The 21009-nt window shown below is 24.6% G+C and carries 22 protein-coding genes, 1 other RNA gene and 4 pseudogenes; 17 read left to right on the top strand and 10 right to left on the bottom strand.

The window, feature by feature from the left end; translation table 4 throughout:
* Window positions 1-57 precede the first annotated feature (57 nt).
* The 4 genes from ssrA to trmB all read left to right on the top strand — a co-directional run bounded on the left by ssrA (window position 58) and on the right by trmB (window position 3320).
* Window positions 58-481: a transfer-messenger RNA gene (gene ssrA, locus AACL22_RS07125) on the top strand.
* A 710-nt stretch (window positions 482-1191) separates the two neighbouring features.
* Window positions 1192-2697: an EAL domain-containing protein gene (locus AACL22_RS07130; protein WP_338990778.1), complete on the top strand. Its 1506-nt coding sequence runs from the start codon at window positions 1192-1194 to the stop codon at window positions 2695-2697.
* On the top strand, window positions 2681-2929 hold the full coding sequence (locus AACL22_RS07135) for a hypothetical protein (RefSeq protein ID WP_338990781.1): 249 nt from the start codon (window positions 2681-2683) through the stop codon (window positions 2927-2929). Before AACL22_RS07130 ends, AACL22_RS07135 begins: the two co-directional genes overlap by 17 nt.
* Window positions 2930-3020: 91 nt before the next feature.
* A complete protein-coding gene (gene trmB / locus AACL22_RS07140) occupies window positions 3021-3320 on the top strand; it encodes a hypothetical protein (RefSeq protein WP_338993034.1) in 300 nt (99 codons plus the stop codon).
* Here trmB and AACL22_RS07145 read toward each other — a convergent pair.
* Window positions 3295-3897, bottom strand: a complete 603-nt coding sequence (locus AACL22_RS07145) for a YigZ family protein (RefSeq protein ID WP_338990783.1) — start codon at window positions 3895-3897, stop codon at window positions 3295-3297. The genes trmB and AACL22_RS07145 overlap by 26 nt on opposite strands.
* 132 nt (window positions 3898-4029) lie before the next feature.
* Between AACL22_RS07145 and AACL22_RS07150 the strand changes: the two genes are divergently transcribed.
* The 9 genes from AACL22_RS07150 to AACL22_RS07190 all read left to right on the top strand — a co-directional run bounded on the left by AACL22_RS07150 (window position 4030) and on the right by AACL22_RS07190 (window position 10550).
* The gene (locus AACL22_RS07150; protein WP_338990785.1) at window positions 4030-4692 is read left to right on the top strand and encodes a uracil-DNA glycosylase; all 663 of its coding nucleotides are present in this window, start codon (window positions 4030-4032) and stop codon (window positions 4690-4692) included.
* A 73-nt stretch (window positions 4693-4765) separates the two neighbouring features.
* Window positions 4766-5722 carry a hypothetical protein gene (locus AACL22_RS07155; protein ID WP_338990787.1) on the top strand — a complete coding sequence of 319 codons (957 nt, stop codon included), beginning with the start codon at window positions 4766-4768 and terminating at the stop codon, window positions 5720-5722.
* Window positions 5723-5808: 86 nt separating this feature from the next.
* Window positions 5809-7050: a serine hydroxymethyltransferase gene (gene glyA / locus AACL22_RS07160; protein ID WP_422397503.1), complete on the top strand. Its 1242-nt coding sequence runs from the start codon at window positions 5809-5811 to the stop codon at window positions 7048-7050.
* Between the two features lie 111 nt (window positions 7051-7161).
* Window positions 7162-7602, top strand: a complete 441-nt coding sequence (rplM, locus tag AACL22_RS07165) for a 50S ribosomal protein L13 (RefSeq protein ID WP_338990790.1) — start codon at window positions 7162-7164, stop codon at window positions 7600-7602.
* Between the two features lie 11 nt (window positions 7603-7613).
* A complete protein-coding gene (gene rpsI / locus AACL22_RS07170; protein WP_338990793.1) occupies window positions 7614-8015 on the top strand; it encodes a 30S ribosomal protein S9 in 402 nt (133 codons plus the stop codon).
* A 111-nt stretch (window positions 8016-8126) separates the two neighbouring features.
* On the top strand, window positions 8127-8513 hold the full coding sequence (locus tag AACL22_RS07175; protein ID WP_338990796.1) for a hypothetical protein: 387 nt from the start codon (window positions 8127-8129) through the stop codon (window positions 8511-8513).
* A 5-nt stretch (window positions 8514-8518) separates the two neighbouring features.
* Complete coding sequence (locus tag AACL22_RS07180) at window positions 8519-8962, top strand: hypothetical protein (RefSeq protein WP_338990799.1); 444 nt, start codon at window positions 8519-8521, stop codon at window positions 8960-8962.
* Between the two features lie 175 nt (window positions 8963-9137).
* Window positions 9138-9806, top strand: coding sequence for an AAA domain-containing protein (locus AACL22_RS07185; protein WP_338990802.1), 669 nt, complete (start codon window positions 9138-9140; stop codon window positions 9804-9806).
* A gap of 453 nt (window positions 9807-10259) precedes the next feature.
* Window positions 10260-10550, top strand: a complete 291-nt coding sequence (locus AACL22_RS07190; RefSeq protein ID WP_338990804.1) for a hypothetical protein — start codon at window positions 10260-10262, stop codon at window positions 10548-10550.
* Window positions 10551-10586: 36 nt separating this feature from the next.
* On the opposite strand, the gene AACL22_RS07195 is transcribed toward AACL22_RS07190, so the two are convergent.
* From AACL22_RS07195 to AACL22_RS07235, 8 genes and pseudogenes are all read right to left on the bottom strand, one after another.
* On the bottom strand, window positions 10587-11300 hold the full coding sequence (locus tag AACL22_RS07195; protein WP_338993035.1) for an IS3 family transposase: 714 nt from the start codon (window positions 11298-11300) through the stop codon (window positions 10587-10589).
* 140 nt (window positions 11301-11440) lie between these two features.
* Window positions 11441-11704 (bottom strand): hypothetical protein, encoded by a 264-nt coding sequence (locus AACL22_RS07200; RefSeq protein WP_338990807.1) that lies wholly within the window; start codon window positions 11702-11704, stop codon window positions 11441-11443.
* Window positions 11705-11802: 98 nt separating this feature from the next.
* Window positions 11803-12186, bottom strand: a pseudogene (locus AACL22_RS07205) (terminase TerL endonuclease subunit); the annotation flags it as partial.
* 30 nt (window positions 12187-12216) lie between these two features.
* A pseudogene (locus AACL22_RS07210) lies at window positions 12217-12581 on the bottom strand (terminase large subunit domain-containing protein).
* A gap of 4 nt (window positions 12582-12585) precedes the next feature.
* Window positions 12586-12972, bottom strand: a complete 387-nt coding sequence (locus tag AACL22_RS07220; protein WP_338990813.1) for a terminase large subunit domain-containing protein — start codon at window positions 12970-12972, stop codon at window positions 12586-12588.
* Between the two features lie 92 nt (window positions 12973-13064).
* The gene (locus AACL22_RS07225) at window positions 13065-13484 is read right to left on the bottom strand and encodes a hypothetical protein (RefSeq protein ID WP_338990815.1); all 420 of its coding nucleotides are present in this window, start codon (window positions 13482-13484) and stop codon (window positions 13065-13067) included.
* 364 nt (window positions 13485-13848) lie between these two features.
* A complete protein-coding gene (locus tag AACL22_RS07230) occupies window positions 13849-14106 on the bottom strand; it encodes a hypothetical protein (RefSeq protein ID WP_338990819.1) in 258 nt (85 codons plus the stop codon).
* Window positions 14107-14415: 309 nt separating this feature from the next.
* Window positions 14416-15398, bottom strand: a pseudogene (locus AACL22_RS07235) (IS30 family transposase).
* Between the two features lie 66 nt (window positions 15399-15464).
* Between AACL22_RS07235 and AACL22_RS07240 the strand changes: the two are divergent.
* The 4 genes and pseudogenes from AACL22_RS07240 to AACL22_RS07250 all read left to right on the top strand — a co-directional run bounded on the left by AACL22_RS07240 (window position 15465) and on the right by AACL22_RS07250 (window position 20144).
* Window positions 15465-17201, top strand: a complete 1737-nt coding sequence (locus AACL22_RS07240) for a hypothetical protein (protein WP_338990823.1) — start codon at window positions 15465-15467, stop codon at window positions 17199-17201.
* A gap of 445 nt (window positions 17202-17646) precedes the next feature.
* Window positions 17647-19617, top strand: coding sequence for a PQQ-binding-like beta-propeller repeat protein (locus tag AACL22_RS07245; RefSeq protein WP_338990826.1), 1971 nt, complete (start codon window positions 17647-17649; stop codon window positions 19615-19617).
* 13 nt (window positions 19618-19630) lie between these two features.
* Window positions 19631-19693: pseudogene (locus AACL22_RS13810) on the top strand (hypothetical protein); the annotation flags it as partial.
* A 142-nt stretch (window positions 19694-19835) separates the two neighbouring features.
* Complete coding sequence (locus tag AACL22_RS07250) at window positions 19836-20144, top strand: hypothetical protein (RefSeq protein WP_338988777.1); 309 nt, start codon at window positions 19836-19838, stop codon at window positions 20142-20144.
* Between the two features lie 27 nt (window positions 20145-20171).
* On the opposite strand, the gene AACL22_RS07255 is transcribed toward AACL22_RS07250, so the two are convergent.
* Complete coding sequence (locus AACL22_RS07255; RefSeq protein ID WP_338990828.1) at window positions 20172-20990, bottom strand: hypothetical protein; 819 nt, start codon at window positions 20988-20990, stop codon at window positions 20172-20174.
* Window positions 20991-21009: the final 19 nt, after the last annotated feature.

Consider the following 21009-nt stretch of genomic DNA (forward strand, 5'->3'; position numbering starts at 1 on the left):
AATGTACTAAATAGTTATTATTTACTATTTAATAATTTAAGAGTATAATTACTATATGGGGATGTTCCGGTTTCGACAGGAATGATCTACTAATATTGGCAGTAGTTTAGCAGACTATAATGCTACTAGGTTTGAAGAAACGCAAACAAAAAACAAAAAGAAGACAAAATTGAAATGCCAGCTTTTATGATGAACAATCAATTAGCAGGATCAATGTTAGCAGTTTAATTCCTCGCTGTTAGAGGATTGCTAGCCGTAATAGTAGTTAATTGTAGATTATTAACTATTATCGTATCTCAAGTCTTAATCTAATAGAAATTCTAATTGATAATGTTAGAATTTTGAAAGTCTTATTATCTAGTTATTTAATTAGTTGTCTAATCCTATTATTAAATAATGAAAAAAAGATGATTAGACTAAACTGTAGAAGATATTAGAATGTTATTTGTGGACGCGGGTTCAATTCCCGCCATCTCCACCATTTTTTTATTAAAAATAAGGTAGAAATTAAAAGAAACTTGTTTTGTCATAAATAAATTATTAGATTCAAGAAATTATTTATGAGAATTTTAGTTTCTTTTTTAAGTTCAAAAATATTTTTAAAAGGAATGATATAATAAAAAAAGTACAAGGTTTGTTAAAAGAGGTGGAAGTAAGTGAGTAATATTTTAAATATTATTTTTGTATATTTATTATTTATAATTATTTTTTCTATCATTTATATTTTTACATGAGGTTTAGTGCGTAATTCTTTTGTTCGTTTTTCAATTTATTATCAAGTTTTTATTGGTGGTGTTTTTGCAATTTTAGTTATTATTGCACAAGGATTAATCCCATTTTTTGTGTCACCAAAAACTGGCGAAACCAATACAATGATTGTTATTAATATTTTTCTGCCAATAATAGTTTGTTGAATGATAGTGTTTTTTTTTTTTTTTGCTTTGCCACAATTTTATATACGATTATTATTTTTACTTTTCTTTTTGCAATTTTACCATTTTTAAATAATAATTATTTTTTACCTTTGACAGGTACTCCTAATATTATTATGATTTCAGTACTTTATGTTTTAACCCTTCTAATTGTTTTTGTGAGTTGGTATTTTAAATGAACAAAATGAACTAGATGGTCTTTATTGACATTAACAGGATTCATTACGGCTTCAATTATTGTTTTAGCACAATCAAAAAAATGGCTATGTCAGAAAACTTTGTAAGTGAATTATATGTTTTAGTGTGAATTGCAATGACTTATTTTGCTTATAGTATTTGTGGTATTATTGAATTAATTTATGTTCATGCGATAAAATTACAAAATATTATTGAATATGGACGCAATAGTTATGTTTGTGAGGCTTTAGCACATGATGCTATTTATAATTTAATTCATAAGAATAAGATTCGTCGTGGAATTTATTTTACTTTTATGATTAATAATATTGAAAAACTAGACAAATTTCTAAATAGTAATGTTAAAAATAAAATTATTGATCTTATTTCTCATCAAGTTTTTACACTATGAAAAGAACAAAATGTTTTATTTTTTAAAGCAAGTTTAAATCATTTTGGAATTTTTCTTCCCCTTGATCAAATTGAAAAACCTGATATTAGTAGTATCTTATTGCATAATAAAAGTAAGTTACGACCAGAAACTGATTTGTTAAAACAATTTGAAATTTTATTGCGACAAGTTAATACGACTTTTATTTTAAAAAATTATAAAATAATTGTTAAATTACAAGGATATGCTTCATTATATGGTTTACAATCAAATAATTTAAATAAGTTAAAAGAATATAATATTGCAATAGCAGATAATCGGTTAAATCTTGAATATTCAAATCAAATTATTTTTATTGATCCTGAAAATATTAAAGAATTGTCAAACCAAAAACGTAGTATTTTAGCTTTAAATGAACATATTCAGTTAGAAAAAATTGTTAGTTTATATTCTCCAATTATAAATGTAAATGATGGCCTTACATTAGCATATCATTATAGTAGTAATTTAGTTGATGGGGTTGATAGTGATTTAATATTTGGAAAAGATAATAATACTTTTTTGGGAATTGTACATGAAACAATGCTGGCTCGTTTTAATGCGGCATTAAATATTAAGAATTTTCATAAATTAGATAATTATTTAGAACAAAAATTATTCTTTACTTATCCAGCTAGTTTTATTAGTAGTGACCAGTTTAATTTAAAAAAATTTGCAACAAAATTAATTGAATTAAAAATAAAACCTGGTAATTTAATTTTAACTTTTGATTTAATGGAAACTGGATTTGATCCTGAAAAGTTTAAAAAAAATTTAAATACAATTAAAAATATTGGTATTGAAGTTGCTGTTAAAAATTTTGGAGCAATTGATACGGAATTAAATAGTTTGTACTATTATGAACCTAATTATGCTGTTTTTTCTCCAACAATTATTCGTGAAATGTTTATTCATTTGCATTATCAAAATTTAATTAAAGAATATATTATTTTAGCAGAAAAACTTGATATTATTTTAATTGCACCACAAGTTAATAGTTATTTAGGATATAGTAAATTAAAAGAACTAAAAATTAATTATATGTTTGGTTCATTATTTGGAACTTATGATGAACCACAAAATGAAATTGGTAATGAAATAAAAATAGCTTTATTAAAAAACAGTCGGAAAGGATTTAAAGATGAGACTAAGAAATAAACCTTGAGCAACAGAATATATTATGGAGAATCCTACCTTTGCAATTCAAAATCCAGAATATTATAAGGGGCAATGGGGAAAAATAATTTTTAAAAATAATAATCCCTTAAATATTGAAATTGGTTCTGGGAAAGGGGATTTTATTATAGCATTAGCAAAAAAATATACAAATCAAAATTTTTTAGCAATTGAACGTTATCCATCAGTTTTAGTTTTAGCTTTAAAAAAATAATTGCTGAAAATTTATCTAATTTAAAAATAATTGTTTTTGATGCTATTTTTTACTAGAAATTTTTGCACCTAAAGAAATTAATAAAATATATTTAAATTTCTCTGATCCTTGACCAAAAGTGCGACATGAAAAACGTTGGCTAACAAATAAAATATATTTAGATTTTTATCAAATTATTTTACAAGATAATGGTGAAATTCATTTTAAAACAGATAATGATCAATTATTTACTTATTCATTAGAATCATTAAAAAAAAATAATTGAAAAATTGTTGATTATACAACAAATTTATATCAGAGTCAGTATGTGGAAAATAATGTTCCAACTGAATATGAACGACGCTTTGTTAAACTTGGAAAAAATATTAATTATTTATATGCTCGGAAATAATTATATTAATTTTATTATTGCTGGCTCATAAAAGGAAAGTATGGATTTGTTCATTAGGTAACGAAAATTGATAGCTAATAGGTTCCGTAAAATTTTTATTAATTATTAAATTTTGATAATGATATGTTAAATATTCATCAACTAATTTAATTTTATTAATTGGGAATTTAATAATAATATCTTTTGTTTCAAAAAAAGGAATTAATTCCGCTTTTTTTAGGTTTGTTTTAACACTATTAGCATAAGCTCGAATTAATCCGCCAGCTCCTAATTTAATTCCCCAAAAATAACGAATAACTAAACAAACAACATTAGTCAAATTATGATGAAGTAAAATTTCTAAAATTGGTTTGCCAGCAGTATTAGTTGGTTCGCCATTATCACTTTTTCGAATAATATTTTGATTTTTCCCAATAATGTAGGCGTAACAGTTATGAGCAGCGTTTGGCTGTTGATTTGTTTTAATAAATTCAAGTGCATCATGTTCGGAAGTAACTTTTTGCAATAAACAAAGGAAGCGTGATTTTTTAATATTTATTTCATTAATAATTAATTTAGTTTCTTTTAGTTCTTGCAAGTTTTTCACCTTCCCTTTTATCTTTATTTTATCTTCATTATATTATCTTTTTTTCCTTTTTTTGATATAATTATTTTGCAAAAAACCGAAATTAATAATTTACTATAATAAGAGGCAATAGGAGAAATGGGAATGTGAATAAAATACGCAGTTGGTTGAGGAGAGTTCTTTGATAATGAAATTAAAAAGCCGTATTTTAAACAATTGTTAAAGAATATTGATAATGAATATCAAAATAAACTTTGTTACCCTGCAAAAACAGATATTTTTCGTTTATTTACATTAATTGAGCCTAATGATATTAAAGTTGTTATTATTGGACAAGATCCATATCATGGTCCAGGCCAAGCAAATGGTTTAGCTTTTAGTGTTAATGATGGTATTAAAACTCCGCCAAGTTTAGTCAATATTTTTTATGAATTAAAAAAAGACTTAGGTGTTGATCATTATGCTAGTGGTAATTTAGACCATTGAGCTAAAAAAGGTGTTTTTCTTTATAATACAATTGGAAGTGTTGTTGCCAAAACGCCTTTAAGTCATAAGGATATTGGTTGAACTAATTTTAGTCAAAATTTGATTATTTATTTAAATGAGATTCGTAATGATATTGTATATGTTTTATGAGGCAATTATGCAAAACAGTATGGTGAATATATTTTGAATAAAAGTAATATTATTAAGGGAGCACACCCATCACCTTTTAGTTACAATTTATTTAAGGATCAACAATTTTTTGCAAAAATTAACGATTTACTTTTAAAAAATAAAAAAAACATAATTGATTGAAAAATGTAATGTATAATTGATATATGTAAAATATTGACAGGACAAGAGGATTTATTTTATTAATATAGATTGTGGGGATATTATGGGTCTACTAACATCATTTAGTGATATATCAAAAATCTTATATAGTAATAAAATGGCATATATTGCTAGTGGTGTTATTGGTGCTCTTTTTATTATTTATTGTATTTATAATGGTTTATATTATTTAATTAATCCTAAACGTTATCATGGTATTCGTTTTACAACGAAAAATATTGCGTATATTACAATGTTGTCAGCAGTTTCTGCAACAGTTACTATTATTATTTCAATAACAGTACCAATTACGGTTTTTCCTCCTGTGCGGATTGCTTTTGAAGGTTTAATGGTTAAAATTAGTGGATTTATTTTTGGACCAATTGTTGGACTTTTATCGGGGGTTGTTACTGATTTAATTGTTATGTTATTTGTTCCTTCTTATCTCCATGTTGCTTATATTATTGTAATTGCTTCATATGGATTTTTGTCAGGTTGTGTATCTTCAATTAATCGTGCCGTTGGTAAGCATAAATGAGTTTTATTTATGTTAACAAATATTTTTATTTTAATTTTTGGAACTTTTGCTGGAGTAATGACATGATATTCACCATTTGAAACCATTACATTATTTGCTGGATTGGAAGTTAGCAAAATTGTTTTAAGTTATATTATTGGTTTTGGCACAGGGGGAACTATTATTATTATATGAATTATTATGTTTGTTTATCGTCATTTTGATAAAACAAAAAAACTTTATTGAGATTTAGTTGCTATTATTATGCTTGCTGTTGTTAATGAATATTGAGTCACCACCTTGATATCCGCCTGGGGGGATATCGTCTTTTTAACGGTGTCACAGAATAAAAATGGTGGAACAGATGGTTATGGGGTAACTATGATTACGCGATTAGCAATGGCACCAATGAAAGTATTATTTAATTCGGCAATTATTTATATTACATATCGGGCTGTTTCCCCATTAATTCATAAAGATACTAATGCAAATTTACAATATTAAAATCTTGAAAAAATAACTTTTATTGAAGTTATTTTTATTTATCTCTATATAATGATATTAGAAGTTATAGAATGGAGATGAAAATAATGAAAGTGAATTCACAAATTAAAAAATTGATTGATTTGGAATTAAAACGTCAACAAAATCATGTTGAATTGATTGCGTCAGAAAATTATGTTAGTGAGGCAATTTTAGCTATTACAGGCTCAATTTTAACTAATAAGTATGCTGAAGGATATCCATTTCACCGATATTATGGAGGATGTGAATATGTTGATCAAGTTGAACAATTAGCAATTGATAAGGTTAAGGAGTTATTTCAAGCTGAACATGCTAATGTTCAACCACATTCAGGTAGTCAAGCAAATACTGCTGCTTATTATGCTTTGCTACAACCACGTGATACTATTTTAGCAATGGATTTAGCAGCAGGTGGTCACTTAACCCATGGTCATAATGTTAATTTTTCTGGTCGATTATATAATTTTCGTAGTTATCAAGTTGATTCTACAACCGAAATGTTAGATTATAATGCAATTGAAAAAATTGCAATTGAAGTAAAACCAAAATTAATTGTTGCTGGAGCCAGTGCCTATTCACGTGAGATTGATTTTAAAAAGTTCCGTGCAATTGCTGATAAAGTTAAAGCCTTATTAATGGTAGATATGGCTCATATTGCAGGAATAATTGCCGCTGGTTTACATCAATCCCCAATTCCATATGCTGATGTTGTTACTTCGACAACACATAAAACATTGCGTGGACCTCGTGGGGGTTTAATTTTATCAAAGCAAAAATGAGCAAAAAAAATTAATAGTGCTGTTTTCCCAGGTAATCAAGGTGGACCATTAGAACATGTTATTGCCGCAAAGGCACAATGTTTTTTAGAGGCATTGGAACCAGATTTTAAAACATATCAAGCAGAAATTATTAATAATGCAAAAGTCCTAGCAGAAACATTAAAAGCAAATAATCTGCGTTTAGTAGCTGATGGAACAGATAACCACTTATTAATGGTTGATGTTAAAAGTAGTTTAGGAATTTCGGGACAAATGGCGGAAGAAATTCTACAAAAAATTGGTATTATTTGCAACAAAAATATGATTCCATTTGATAAAGAATCATCAATGGTTACTAGTGGGATTCGGTTAGGAACAGCAGCTATGACAACACGTGGTTTTGAGAGCAAAGAATTTAAACAAATTGGAGAAATAATTTATAATGTTTTAAAAGAACCAACTGAAAATAATATTGTTAAATATCAAGAAGAAGTAAAAAACTTATTAAGTGATTTTCCAATTTACTCAACTTGAAAATTACAAGAGTAATTAAATTTAGAAATAACAAGTTAAAATATTGATTATCCTATTATTTTTAGTTATAATATTATTGCTTTATACATTAGACCCTGGTACGGAATGATGTGAGGAGGCAGTGACATGAGACAAACAACTATCTTAAATTCAACTAAAGTTGAAAAAAAATGATATGTGATTGATGCTCAAGGTCTAGTTTTAGGACGTTTAGCAAGTAAAGTTGCAATGATCTTAAGAGGAAAAAATAAACCATCTTATACTCCACATGTTGATTGTGGTGATAATGTTATTATTCTTAATGCTGATAAAATTAATTTATCAGGAAATAAATTAAAGGGTAAAATGTATTATCATCATTCACAACATCCCGGGGGATTAAAACAAACAACAGCAAAGGATATGTTAGAAAAAAAACCAATTTATCCTGTTGAACACGCAATTAAAGGAATGTTACCAAAAAATAAATTAGGAAGTAAATTATTCCGTAATTTATTTCTTTATGCTGGTAATGAACATCCACATGAAGCACAACAACCAATTAAATTAGAATTAACTAATAAATAAAAGGAGAAAATATGGCAAAAAAACAAGAAGTTATATATCGTGGTACAGGAAGAAGAAAATCTTCTATTGCCCAAGTTGTATTGACTCCTGGTAAAGGGAATGTTGTTGTGAATGGGAAACCAGCATTAGAGTTTTTCCCATATGCAACATTAGTGCAAGATTTGGAACAACCTTTAGAGATTACTGGTTCAAAATCAGAATTTGATATTCGTGTTAGAGTATCTGGTGGTGGTTTTACCGGACAAGCTGGCGCAACAAGATTAGGAATTGCAAGAGCCCTAGTTGAAGCGTCACAAGATTATAAAACTTTATTGAGACATGCTGGCATGCTAACTCGTGATGCTCGTATTAAAGAACGAAAAAAATATGGGTTACATGGGGCTAGAAGAGCACCGCAATATTCAAAAAGATAGATTTCAAAAAAGTACATTTTGCTTTGCAATGTACTTTTTTAATTTGTTTAGTTTAATTTGTTATCTAATATAAGTTTAGTATAATTATTATGTAGATAAGAGGGTGAACAAATGACATTGACAGAATTTACAATTCAGGGTGATAAATATAATAATAAGAATTTATTGTTAAATTTGTATTTTTTAACAAATCCAAAAAGTAAATTTACTGATGATGATGTTAAAAACCTTCGGTTAAAAAACATTACAACAGCTCAAGGCCTAGATACTTTTTTAAAGCATAATATTTGTATTGCTGATTTTTTTGTTTGTTTAATTAATGATCAGGCAAAAATTAAAAAAGATAAAAAAGGATCAGAAAAGAAGCTTTATGATATTTTAATTCGTTTTAAATCAATTACTTTGCTAGATCAAATGTTCGATTCAAACTTATCATTAACAATCTTAGGCGATATTAATCCGGAAATTGGCATTGTTAATGTTAAAAATATTTTTTAACAGCAATGGAAAAGAGAAAACAAGAATTTAAAACGTTAGCTACTGGAGTAGTGCTTGAAATTGCTGATAATTTTCGGATTGATGAAGCAAAATTACGAACTATTTTTGATTCAAATGTTATGGCAAATATGAAATTTTTAACTTCATCTTTTGCTGAAGAAAAAGAACGATGGTTACAATATTTACGCTTTCAAGAACAAAACTTAGAATATAAGCGTAATAATTCTTGTTTATATTTAAACCGGAAATTAACAGAATATATTAAAATTCCAAAAACAGTTCCAATCGGTGAAAAATTTCATGATGTAAGATTTTTATCCCATAATTTTTGATATGTTGATAAAAAAACTTTTACTAATAAAAATTTAACAATTAGTCATTTATTTGAAGAAATAATTATTGTAGAATTAGAACTATTGTTGGATAATTTAGATAAATATTTAATATAAAAGAAATTAAACAATTTAAGTCTTGCTAATTTACAAATTAATCGTACATATCAAAAAGATGTTCCATTAACACTATTTTCTTTTAATTTTAGTAAAAGTTATGTTCAAGATGGAGCAGATATTTATGATTTAGGGATTAATATTTTTGAAACAAAAATGCAACAAAAAGATATCTATGATTTTAAAAAAAAAATTAATCAAAATATATATGCTTGAAAATAATATTATGCAAGAAAGTGATATTGACCATGAAACAATTAAAGTAACTATTAATCAATTAGAGCAGTATCAAATTGTTAATTGCTTTTATGAAATAAAAAATGAGGATGAAATATCATTTAATGAATTAAATAAAATGATACCTTCTTATGGTTATTTAACTTATATTGGAAAAGGGGACTCAACTTTACTTCGACGTAGTAATGTTATTTTAGATAAAATTAGCAAAAATGATGTTGCAAATCCTTATTTAATTAATTATATCTTTAATATTGAAGATATTAAATTAAAGACACAATCTAACTTAATTATGGAAAAACAATTAATTTTTGCTTCAAATAATTTAAATGGAAATCAGCAGAAAGCAATAACAAAAGCCTTAAACTCACAAGATATTTTTTTACTGCAAGGTCCACCAGGGACAGGGAAAACTGAATTTATTGCTGAATTAGTTTATCAATATGCTAAATTAGGAAAGAAAGTTTTAATTTCTTCGCAAAATCATACTGCAATTGACAATGTTTTAACAAGATTATTTAAAACACCTTTATTGATTCCTTTACGCTTAACAAGTGATGAAGTTCGTAAAAAAGTCGTTTTAATGATTTTGATCCAGATAAATTAATTTTTAATAATTATCGTTTTATTTTTGCTCATTTATCACGACAATATTTAACAAAATTAGATGGAATTGGAAGTGATTATGAAAATCAAAAATATGAACTACAAAAATTAAAAGCAAATGCTAAAATGTTAGAAAAAGAAATTAATGATTACAATCATTATACTCAAAAGTTAAATACATTAGTTACTGAGCGAGAAACAATCATTAATCAAAAATTGCAATATTTAGATGATAATCGAAAATTAACAATTGATATTAATAATATTCGTAATCTATTAGATTTCTTAGTTAATATTAATTGAGCTGGAATAGTTACTTCAACTCCGGATCTTGTCCGATTATTTAATAAACATTTTTGGGAGTTGTTGCAAAAAAATTGGATTTCAAATTGATGATTCATATTCATTAACAGAAACATACAAAAAACTATTAACAATTACTACTGATAATAGGTTGTTAAAGGATAAGGAGATAGAATTAGCAACATTAAAACAAGTTAGTCAAGACTTACGTGATGATGATTGAATGAAACAATTAACTGCTGTTCAAAATGAAATTAATGGTGAAGATTTATTTCATTTGTTAGAAAAGTACAAGTTAAATATTAATAAAAATAATATTTTTAATGCTGATACGACATTTACTTCAATTTGCACTAATAAGAGGCAAGAAATCTACTATAATAATAATCAAATTAACAATTTATTGATTGAGGCTTATGAAGAAAAAGAAGTTATATTGTAGAGTGCACCCATTTTAGTAAGTACTAATAAAAAGTATTTACTTTTTTTTAATTATATCTTTTTCTTTACGATTTGAATATCATGTATTTCATTTTATAACATCTTGTATATATTCTTCATGTGAATTATATATTTTATTATGGATTGTAGCTTTCTTAAGTAATGAATGAAAACTTTCTATAACAATATTATCTGCACAGTGGTAATTTTTTCCCATTGAAATTGTAATACCGTTAGATAAACATTTATCGTGATAAATAGTGGATGTATATTGATATCCGTGATCTGAGTGAATTATTATTCCATTCAGATCTTTTTTTATTAATTTTATTTTATTAATTGCATCATTTAAATTATCCATTACTAATTTATTGTCATTATATTTAGATCACTTTACATCAACTATTTCTTTAGTATATCCATCAATAATTGTTGATTGATAATATCTTTCTCCTTTTCAAATTAAATATGTTACATCAGTATATAGTACTGAAAACCTTGTTTTTATATCATTGAATTTACGATTAATTAAATCAGGATATTGCAATAAGCTTTTTTCTTTATTCTGTTTATATTTCATTTTTCTTCTCATTTTTCTTACATATTCAGGTTGTATTTGATTATCACGCATAATTCTTAAAACTTTTTTTGAATTATATTTTATACCATAATCTTCCTTTAAATATTTAATAATTCTTCGATAACCAAATTGTTTTAAATTTTCTTCATAGACTTTTACAATATCATTTATTGCTTTTTTATCTTTTTTGCTACTGTCATAATTTTTATATTTATCTTACTAACTACGTTTTAACCCTGTTACTTCTAGTAATAATTTTATTGAATATTCACAAAAATTTTGTTTAATAAAAGAGACAATTCTTAGTTTGCTTAATTGTAAAAGTCATGGAGCTTTTTTAATAATTCATACCTTGTTTTATAATATTCTAAATTTCTTTTGGCAAAAGAAATTTTAGGTCCTTTAGGATTGTTTAATTTTCCTTTTTTATGATTTGCTCATCAAGATTCTACTGTATTTGCATTTATATTATATTGTTTTGCTACTATTCAACAACTTTTTTGTTTAATTTCCTCAATGATTTTTGTTTTAAATTCTGATGTATATTTGTTATATTTTTGTCCTTTTTTTGCCATATAAAAATGCACCCCCTATAAAAATTTAGCAAAATCTTTTTTTATTTTACTTACTTTTTTGGGTGCACTCTATTTTACAGCGGATCCAAGTGTAAAAGTTATGTATCCTTGTTTTTCTCAAACAGAATATAAAACTTTGTCTTCTTTTTCATTTTCATATGCTCTTTCTCGGGGAATAAAAAATGTGGCAAAATAAAAAACTCACCAGTTTTTTTGGGTATTAAAAATACAACAGCAGTTAAGTCCATTGTTTGTGATAAATCAATACCAACAGTACAATATTTATTTTTTAAATAATCTTCTAAATTAACATTTTTATTATTTTTTTCTTGTAAAGATCCAAAATTAAATAATGAAGTTTCTTGCAAAAAAGCAATATTACAATGACGAGTTAAAAAACTAGGTTGTTGTAATGGTTGGTTAATTGCTGTTTCCAATTCTTTTTTTAACTTTTCAATATTTTTAGAAATACCAAGATTTGGATTTGCTTTATATAGATTTTTAAATTTTTTTTATTCATTAAAATTATCTAATTCATATATTCAAGGTAAAAAATTATCGTTTTGATAAATATTATTTAATACTTTTTCAGCATATTCATATCTCTCATCATAAATACTCTCACGAGTACTTCCACTTGTTGTAATTAAAAGCATTAATGTATTTTTTCTTTTTAATGTTGCTGATTTAATAACATCATATAAGTCTCTTTTTTCATAGCCGCAAATTCATCTAAAATTACTACATATGGATTTAAACCATCTAATGTTTTATCTTCTGATGCTAATGGTTGAAAATGTGATCAATCTCTTAAAAATTCTATTTTATCCCTTGTTATTTTTAATTTACTATTTAATCATTCTTCTTGTCTAATCATACTTTTAACTTCATCAAAAATAATTTTTGCTTGTTCTTTTTTTTGTTGCAACTGTATATATACTTGCTATTTTTTCGTTATCTAATAACAAACATTTTAAAGCAATAGCAGATGCTAGGGTTGATTTACCATTCCCTCTACCAACAACCAATAATGCTTCTTTAAATCTACGAATATTAGTTTCTTTTTCGTAAAAACCAAATAATGCTTCTATAAATGCTTTTTGTCATAATTCTAATTTAAAATTTTGTCCTGCATATTCACCAGTTGAAAGATGACAAAATCTTTCTATAAAAATTATTGCACCACTTGCTTGTTTTTTATTAAAATAAAACCTTTTACTATTTTTTAATTCATTAACTAAATTAGATACTATTTTTTTAATTTTCAAACAAACAATATCTTCGTTTTTTTTTTTTTTTTAATTCATTCATTATATAATTCTAAATTAGTTTTATTATTTATCGTTTTTTCAATCATAAATTATTTTTCTTCTAATTGTAGAATTTCATCTAATAGATTATTGTTTGTTTGTAATATAGGCGATACTTCAATTTTTTCATTACTTTCTTTTATTCATTTTTCAATAATTATATAGTGACTTTTATAATTTTTTAACATTGCATTATATTCTGGCAAAATTGGATTTTTTTCTTGTCTTTTATTCCCGCGAATATTTTCAACATCAATATAATAATTATCTAATTGACGAATTTTTTTATTCATATCATAAATTAATCATTCAATTTTACAAAATGTTTTAAGGAAATTAATTTTTGACTTATCTAAATCAACATTATTATTAATTAATATTTTTTTATAATCTTTAAAAAGATTATTTATTTCTTTTTCACCTTTTAAATTTAGTTCATTTTTGCTTAAAATTGCTTTATTTTTATTCATTTTCGGGTTATTTTTATTCATTTTTAAGCTATTTTTTACCAATTTTTTATTGTTTTTTTTGCTTTCCATTAATAAAACCCCTTATTTTTAAATGTTTTTTTATTATTTTACATAATTTATTTCATCACACCATAAAATTTTTGCTTTTTGTGTGCACGTGCCCCCAGCCCTCGGTAGCCCAAAATACCTTTAAAATAAGGTACAATAGGGGGTAAAATATAATTTAATTTATATAATCACTTAATTATTTGATATTAAATCGATGACATAATACCGTCATTAAAATAAAAAGTAAAGTAATTTTAATATAGTTATTGACATTCTTTTTTTCTAAATTTAAAATAATGTTTGTATATTTATTAAATTATTTTTTTTCATATTTGTTGTATCCTAAATAAAAACCATTATCTCAATAATTAGGATTATCAATATTTTCTAAATCTTCTAGTAATTTTTTTAATTCTTCTGATGTTAATTCTTTTTGTTGGATTTTAGTATTTTCATAATGATTGTTATATTCATTTAATAAATCATTATTAGCATCATTTTTGCTTTGCAAATTAAAATGCTTTTTGTTTTCTTGCTTTAATTTTTCAAAAGATAAAATTAAATTTTTTCCCACAATATTACCACTTTTATTAGTAACGCTACTATGTACTATATATTTTTTATTTTCATCAATTTTTAAACTAAAATAATTTTGATAACTTGATAAACCTAAGTAATTTTTATTTCAAACAACACAATCTTTTTTCTTATTTGGCGCTGTGTATATATAAACGGCAAATTTATATCTTGTTAAGTTAATAATAAAATATTTTTAATAAATTGCAACAACTTTTTCAGAAAAAATTAAATTTTTGTAATTTTATCTTATTTTATTCATATTTAAGCGCACTAAAAATAATTTATTAAATTTTAACTAATAAATTTATTTAAAATTTTGTAAAAACATTGTCTTTGCACTTAATCAATTTAAACATGGTCGGAGTTTATCATTTATAACATTAACTACTCAATCTATCATTTTTTGACTAATATTATTAAAATCAATTCCCTTAGAAAGTCAATATCTAAATTCACCGTTCATATGCTCAATTAATGGTTTTTGTTGTGGTTTACCGGGGTCACAAAAATAAACTTGTGTTTCAGTAAATATTTTCATTTCTCTTCATTTACTAAATTCTTTTCCTCTATCAGTTATTATTCCTTTAATTTTCCCAATTAAATTATTATTTTTAACAATATCTTTAAATTTTTCTAAAACTTCATTAGCAGTATTATTTTTTAATTTCATTACAAAATAATTTTTACTTGATTGTTCTACTAAAACTAAATTACTAGATTGATGGTCTTTTCCTACAACAGTATCCATTTCAAATCATCCAACATTAGAAACTTTATTTTCAATATCTCAAATTGATTTAAAGTTAGTTAATTTACCACGATTATCAGTTTTTCCTTTTGTTTTGTATTTTTTACCACGATGGGGTAAATTTTCTTTTTTTTTAATCCAAATTCACCTAAGCGAATTCATTTATACAATGTTTTAACACAAACAGGAAATTTAACACCAAATTCCAAGAAATAACGATAAATTAATTGTTCGGGTGTATCGTGGTATTTATTAAATCTTATTTTAATAAAATCTAACTGCTCTTTTGTAAATTTAGGTAGTTTTTTAATGCATTTTTTACGTTTTTGTTTATAATCTTTTTGTGATTGATATGGATTATAATATTGTATATTTTTAAATCGCTTGATTTCTCTTTTAACAGTATTAACTCCACGACCCGTTTGTCGTGATATTTCAGATAAATTAATTGTGCCATTTTTCTTTTTACAAGTATCAGATAATAATAAATCTTTAAATAAATCTCGTTCATCAAATGTTAAATGTTTAAATTTTCTCATTTTTATACAAATTCCTTTCATTTTTTCTTATAATGTATTATATATAAAATAAAGAGGTCAATAAATATGCAAGAATTTAGTAAAATTAATAATAAAAAACGAATTACTAGTTATGAACATTTAAATAAAAAATATGATTTAAATTTTAGTGACTATAATTTTGGTTTTGATTGAGAAGTATTTAAAGATTTTGTTGGTGATAGTTATGCCCGATATTTTACTTCGCCATGTTTTTTTAAGTTTGTCTCAGCGGGGCGTGGTACTAATAAGACATGAAATCACCTAGCAGAAAAATTATTTTTTGCTTGTAATTTTACCGATGCTTCATCTAATATTTTACGAAGATATGCCAATACCCACGAAGATACTACATTTGGCGATACAATTAATGTCTGCAACTATCTATATGATAAATATGGGATTGATATAGGGTATGACAATGAAAATGGTATTGTTTGACCTAAAAATGTTAAAGAAGGTGGCGAAATTGTTTTTCCTAGTGGTGTTCGCATTGCTTTTGCGGGTTATGCTAATGGTAATAAAATTATGGGGAAAGTTGGTAAAGGTAGTGGTATTATATCAGCATGAACTGACGAAATGATACATGCTGAAGAAAAAGAAATCTTAACTGATAAAGAACTAGATAAAAGATATAATAATTTAAGAGTTTCAATGTTTCGTTCTAAAAGTTTAAAAGTGTCTTACGAAAAATACACAGATGAAAATGATAATGAACAATATAATTTAGATAATCCTATTCCAGTAAAAGAATTATCTTGGACATTTCAAGAATGAGACAACATAGCAAAACAATATATAACAGTTACAACATATTTTTATAAAACATATTCTAATCAATTTACCTTTAATCCTTTTGATAAATACCATATCTTTTATGAAAAATTTGTAACGCCATATTTACCTTTAAATGAAAGAATTAAAAATATTTTAAAAGAACACAATCAGGTATATTCAGAAAACAAACAAGCATTTAATGGTTTGGGTATTTTTAATTTGCGTTTAACTATGGGGGCTGTTTGAAATAAAATACCTGATATTACCAAAAAAATTGTTTTAGCAAATAAAGAAGAACGACCCGATTTATTTGAACTTGAATATTACGGTTTTGAATATAACGATAATGACCCCAGTATTTATGTTTTACGAAATTATCGTAAATATATTAAAGAGTATAATTTACAAGATTTTTATAATACAAATACAAAACAATATCAATTTGATAGTTATTCAATTGGTGTTGATTATGCTAATGGTAGTGAAGACCATATAGTATTTTTATTTAGTGGTTATAAAATTAATGAAAATAATGAATATGATAAATATTTAATTAAAGAAAATGTTGTTACCCCAAAAAACGCAATGAATTTAAATGAAATAGTTGAACATTACGGACAATGAATAATTAACTGTTTTGATAAATTTGATGGTTTTGAATATGCTACATTTCATTATGATATTAATGCTCATGACTTTATGCAAAAATTACAAGAAGATATTTACCCTTATTTAGGTTATAAAATTAAGATGTTTAAAGCCAAAAAACATCAGACATCCCTTAATAAAGAAGCGGGAATAATTAATCGTGTAACATGAATAAGAAAAATGTTTGTTCAAGGCAAAATATATGGTATATTATATAACTTCCCATTTTTAGATAAGTGTATTAGTGAATTAAGATTTAGCGATACCAAAACAAACACACCCGACAGTAAAATGTACCACGATCCATATGATGCTTTGTTTTATGGTTCTTTTCCGTATCGCTTTAAAATGGGTATATAAAATGTATTATAATATTATTGAAATAAAATTAGAGAATATTTCAATTAATTTTTATCTATATTTTTATTAAATCTGTAATAGCAGATTTTTTTAGGTTTTGGGCGAGCGGTTGATTTTCTTAAATTTTTGTGATAAAATGACTTACAAGTTAAAAAAGATTTTGAGGTTCTTTCAAACAAATTTGGGAACCTTTATAAAATTCTTCGCTTAACGCTTAGAATTTTTCCCAAGTATTTTGAAAAGCGCGGCAAAAGTTTTTTTAAACTTTAAGTAATTTTTCACAAACTTATGAAAATCACCGCGAGCCCAGATTAGTACAATATAATCACAATAATAATCATTTAAATAACTTCCTTTCTCAAATATGTTTAAAAAGTGCTTGTATATATATAATGTCAATAGATCTTGATAAAAATTTTCAAGATAAAAGAAAGGAAATAATAAAATGAAAAAACTTTTAAGTTTATTAAGTCTATTAACTATTGGTGGAACCGCTGTACCAACAACAATTGCTGCTAGCCCCTATCAAAAAGAAGAAACTAAATTAGAAATTAGTAAAGTTAATTATTCACAAAAAAATAATTTAGAAAAATTAAATAGAGTAAAAAGACAAGATAATAAAAAAAATAATATTGTTGGAATTTCAGAAATTGTTATTATAACAAATAAAAGTATTATTTCTTCCGGTGTAGTTTTAAATAATAAATTATACTTTGGTTCTTTTGATCATAATGTTTATGAATATAATCCTGAAACTGGACAACAAAAAGTTGTAATTACAACAAATGGGAGTGTTTTTTCTTCCGGTGTAGTTTTAAATAATAAATTATACTTTGGTTCTTTTGATCATAATGTTTATGAATATAATCCTGAAACTGGACAACAAAAAGTTGTAATTACAACAAATGGGAGTGTTTTTTCTTCCGGTGTAGCTTTAAATAATAAATTGTATTTTAGTTCTTATGATGGAAGTGTTTATGAATATGATCATACAACTGAAAAACAAAAAATTGTAATTACAGCAAATATTAATGCCATTTCTTCTGGTGTAGTTTTAAATAATAAATTATACTTTGGTTCTTTTGATCATAATGTTTATGAATATAATTCTGAAACTGGACAACAAAAAGTTGTAATTACAACAAATGGTGGTATTTGATCTTCTGGAGTTGTTTTTAACAATAAAGTATATTTTGGTTCATATGATAAAAAAGTATATGAATATAATCCTGAAACTGAACAACAAAAAGTTGTAATTACAACAAATGGAAGTATTTTATCTTCTGGAGTAGCTTTAAATAATAAATTATACTTTGGTTCAGAAGAAAATAAAGTTTATGAATATAATTCTGAAACTGGACAACAAAAAGTTGTAATTACAACAAATGGTGGTATTTGATCTTCTGGGGTAGCTTTAAATAACAAATTATACTTTGGTTCAAAAGATAATAAAGTTTATGAATATGATACATTGCAATTAATTGAATCTAAAATTATTAATATGAGAGATCAAGTAAAAAGAGGGTTATATTTATATCATAAAAAACAAAATCCTAATTCTGAAATTAAACAGATTTTAAATATTAATTTAAAAAATTTAACAGAATCTGAACTTGTTTTAAAAGAAACACAAAAAAATAAATCATATAATTTAGAACAAGATCTTAATGATATTTGTAAAGATTCTAACTCAACATTTATAAATAATAGTAGTATTGAACAAATTCAAAATACAGTTTCTTGTTCTAAACAATTAACAGAAACAAATACATTTCAAAAAATGAATGGATTTTCTAAATCAGAAACAACATCAAATACTGATAATTGAAGTACAAATGTAAATACTAAAGTTACAGCAAAAGCTAGTAGTAATGCTGGTGTCCCTGTTGTTTTTGGTGCAAAACTTGAAGTTGCAGTTGAAGCTGGTGGTGGTTATACATGAGGGAAGTCAAAAACTTATACTATAACAGATACTTCAAATTCTTCTGAAACAGAAATTAAAACAACCACAAACACTACAACAATAACTGTTCCATCTCAACCAGTAAAGGTGCCACCACATAGTAAAATTTCAGTTTATGTTACTTCTTTACAAAATAATATAGAGCTTATTTTAAATTATTATCAAAAAATTGAAGGTATGGTTAGTGCCAAATTAATTGATAAAAATAATAATGAAATAATAGTTAATATTTCAATTAAAGATGCTATGCTTAGTTTATTTGAAAATGAAATTTTACCCTCAAAAATAAAAATAAATAATGATAATAGTATAAATTTTTACTATGATATTAAAAGTAAAAAAGAAATAATTATGCATCAGACTGAGATTGGGGAAGCTATTCCCTTAAATTCGGAAGAAAAAAATGTAACATTTAAAAATAAAAAAACAGATATAGTGGTAGTAAAGAATTAATTATAAACACGATATGAAAAAGAAATTAAGTCTTTTGGGAACAATCACTTTAATAGGAACAAGTACAGTCAGTTTAGTTGCCTGTAATACACCACAATATATCGAGGAACAATTAAATAAACTAAAAGAAAAAAATAATATAAAAACAAAAAATGGTATTTTAGAATGAATAGCATATCAAGAAAAACCATTTAATCAAGTGGATAATAAATGATATTTTGCTATATGGAAACCTAATAATTCTATTTATTGAAAAATATCAAAATTTAAACACGATACAAATAAAGGAAAAAAATGAGGATTGAGATCCATTAAAACCATATTATATTGATCTCTTTTTATGGGTTTTTGAAACAAAAGAACAAGATTTATTAATAGATGATCAATCAGAAGGTAAAATAGAACGAATTTTTTGAAATGAAGATAAGGGACGAAATTTTAAAGCAGTTTATCGTTGAAATTTAGAAGATACTAATGTACCTAATTTAATTATTGATAAAACCGGTAATGTAAAAGTTAATGAATAATAAAAAGTCATTTTAATAAATGACTTTTTATATTTCTAATATAATTAATGATAATTTTTCATTATTTTTATTAAATAGTTGTAAATTATTAATATTAATTTGTTCTTTTTCAGTAAAAATTGTAATTTCATAATTACCATAACCTCATATACCTGATATTTCAATTTGATTTAAATTAAATAGTTTTTTATCAAAAGTTATTTTAATACTATAATCAATTAAATCTTCGATTGTACTAATTCAATCTATTTTAGAATAAAGTAATTTATATCATTCAGAAAAATAATTTAAATAGTTTTCTATTTTGTCATTAGAAACAATTAAATTAGTTAAATATTTACCATATTCTCCATCTGATAGTTTAATTTCTGCCGGAATAAGTGAAGGAATATTATTTGTTTCTAATTCGTTTGTTATTGATAATCAATTAAAAAAATTTGCTTCTAATCGATAAATAGGATTTTCTGAAATATCTTTGTTTTTAACACTTACTTTAATTTCATTATCTTTGTTATTATTAACATTTATTTGTTGTTTTAAATTTCAATCAATAATTTTTCCAGTACTTGAATCAATTAAAGGTTTAAGAGGTTCACCACCACCATTTCAACGATAAACTGCTTTAAAATTTCGTCCCTTATCTTCATTTCAAAAAATTCGTTCTATTTTACCTTCTGATTGATCATCTATTAATAAATCTTGTTCTTTTGTTTCAAAAACCCATAAAAAGAGATCAATATAATATGGTTTTAATGGATCTCAATCCTCATTTTTTTCCTTTATTTGTATCGTGTTTAAATTTTGATATTTTTCAATAAATAGAATTATTAGGTTTCCATATAGCAAAATATCATTTATTATCCAC

The organism is Spiroplasma endosymbiont of Seladonia tumulorum (genome assembly GCF_964020235.1).
GTDB lineage: Bacteria > Bacillota_I > Bacilli_A > Mycoplasmatales > Mycoplasmataceae > Spiroplasma.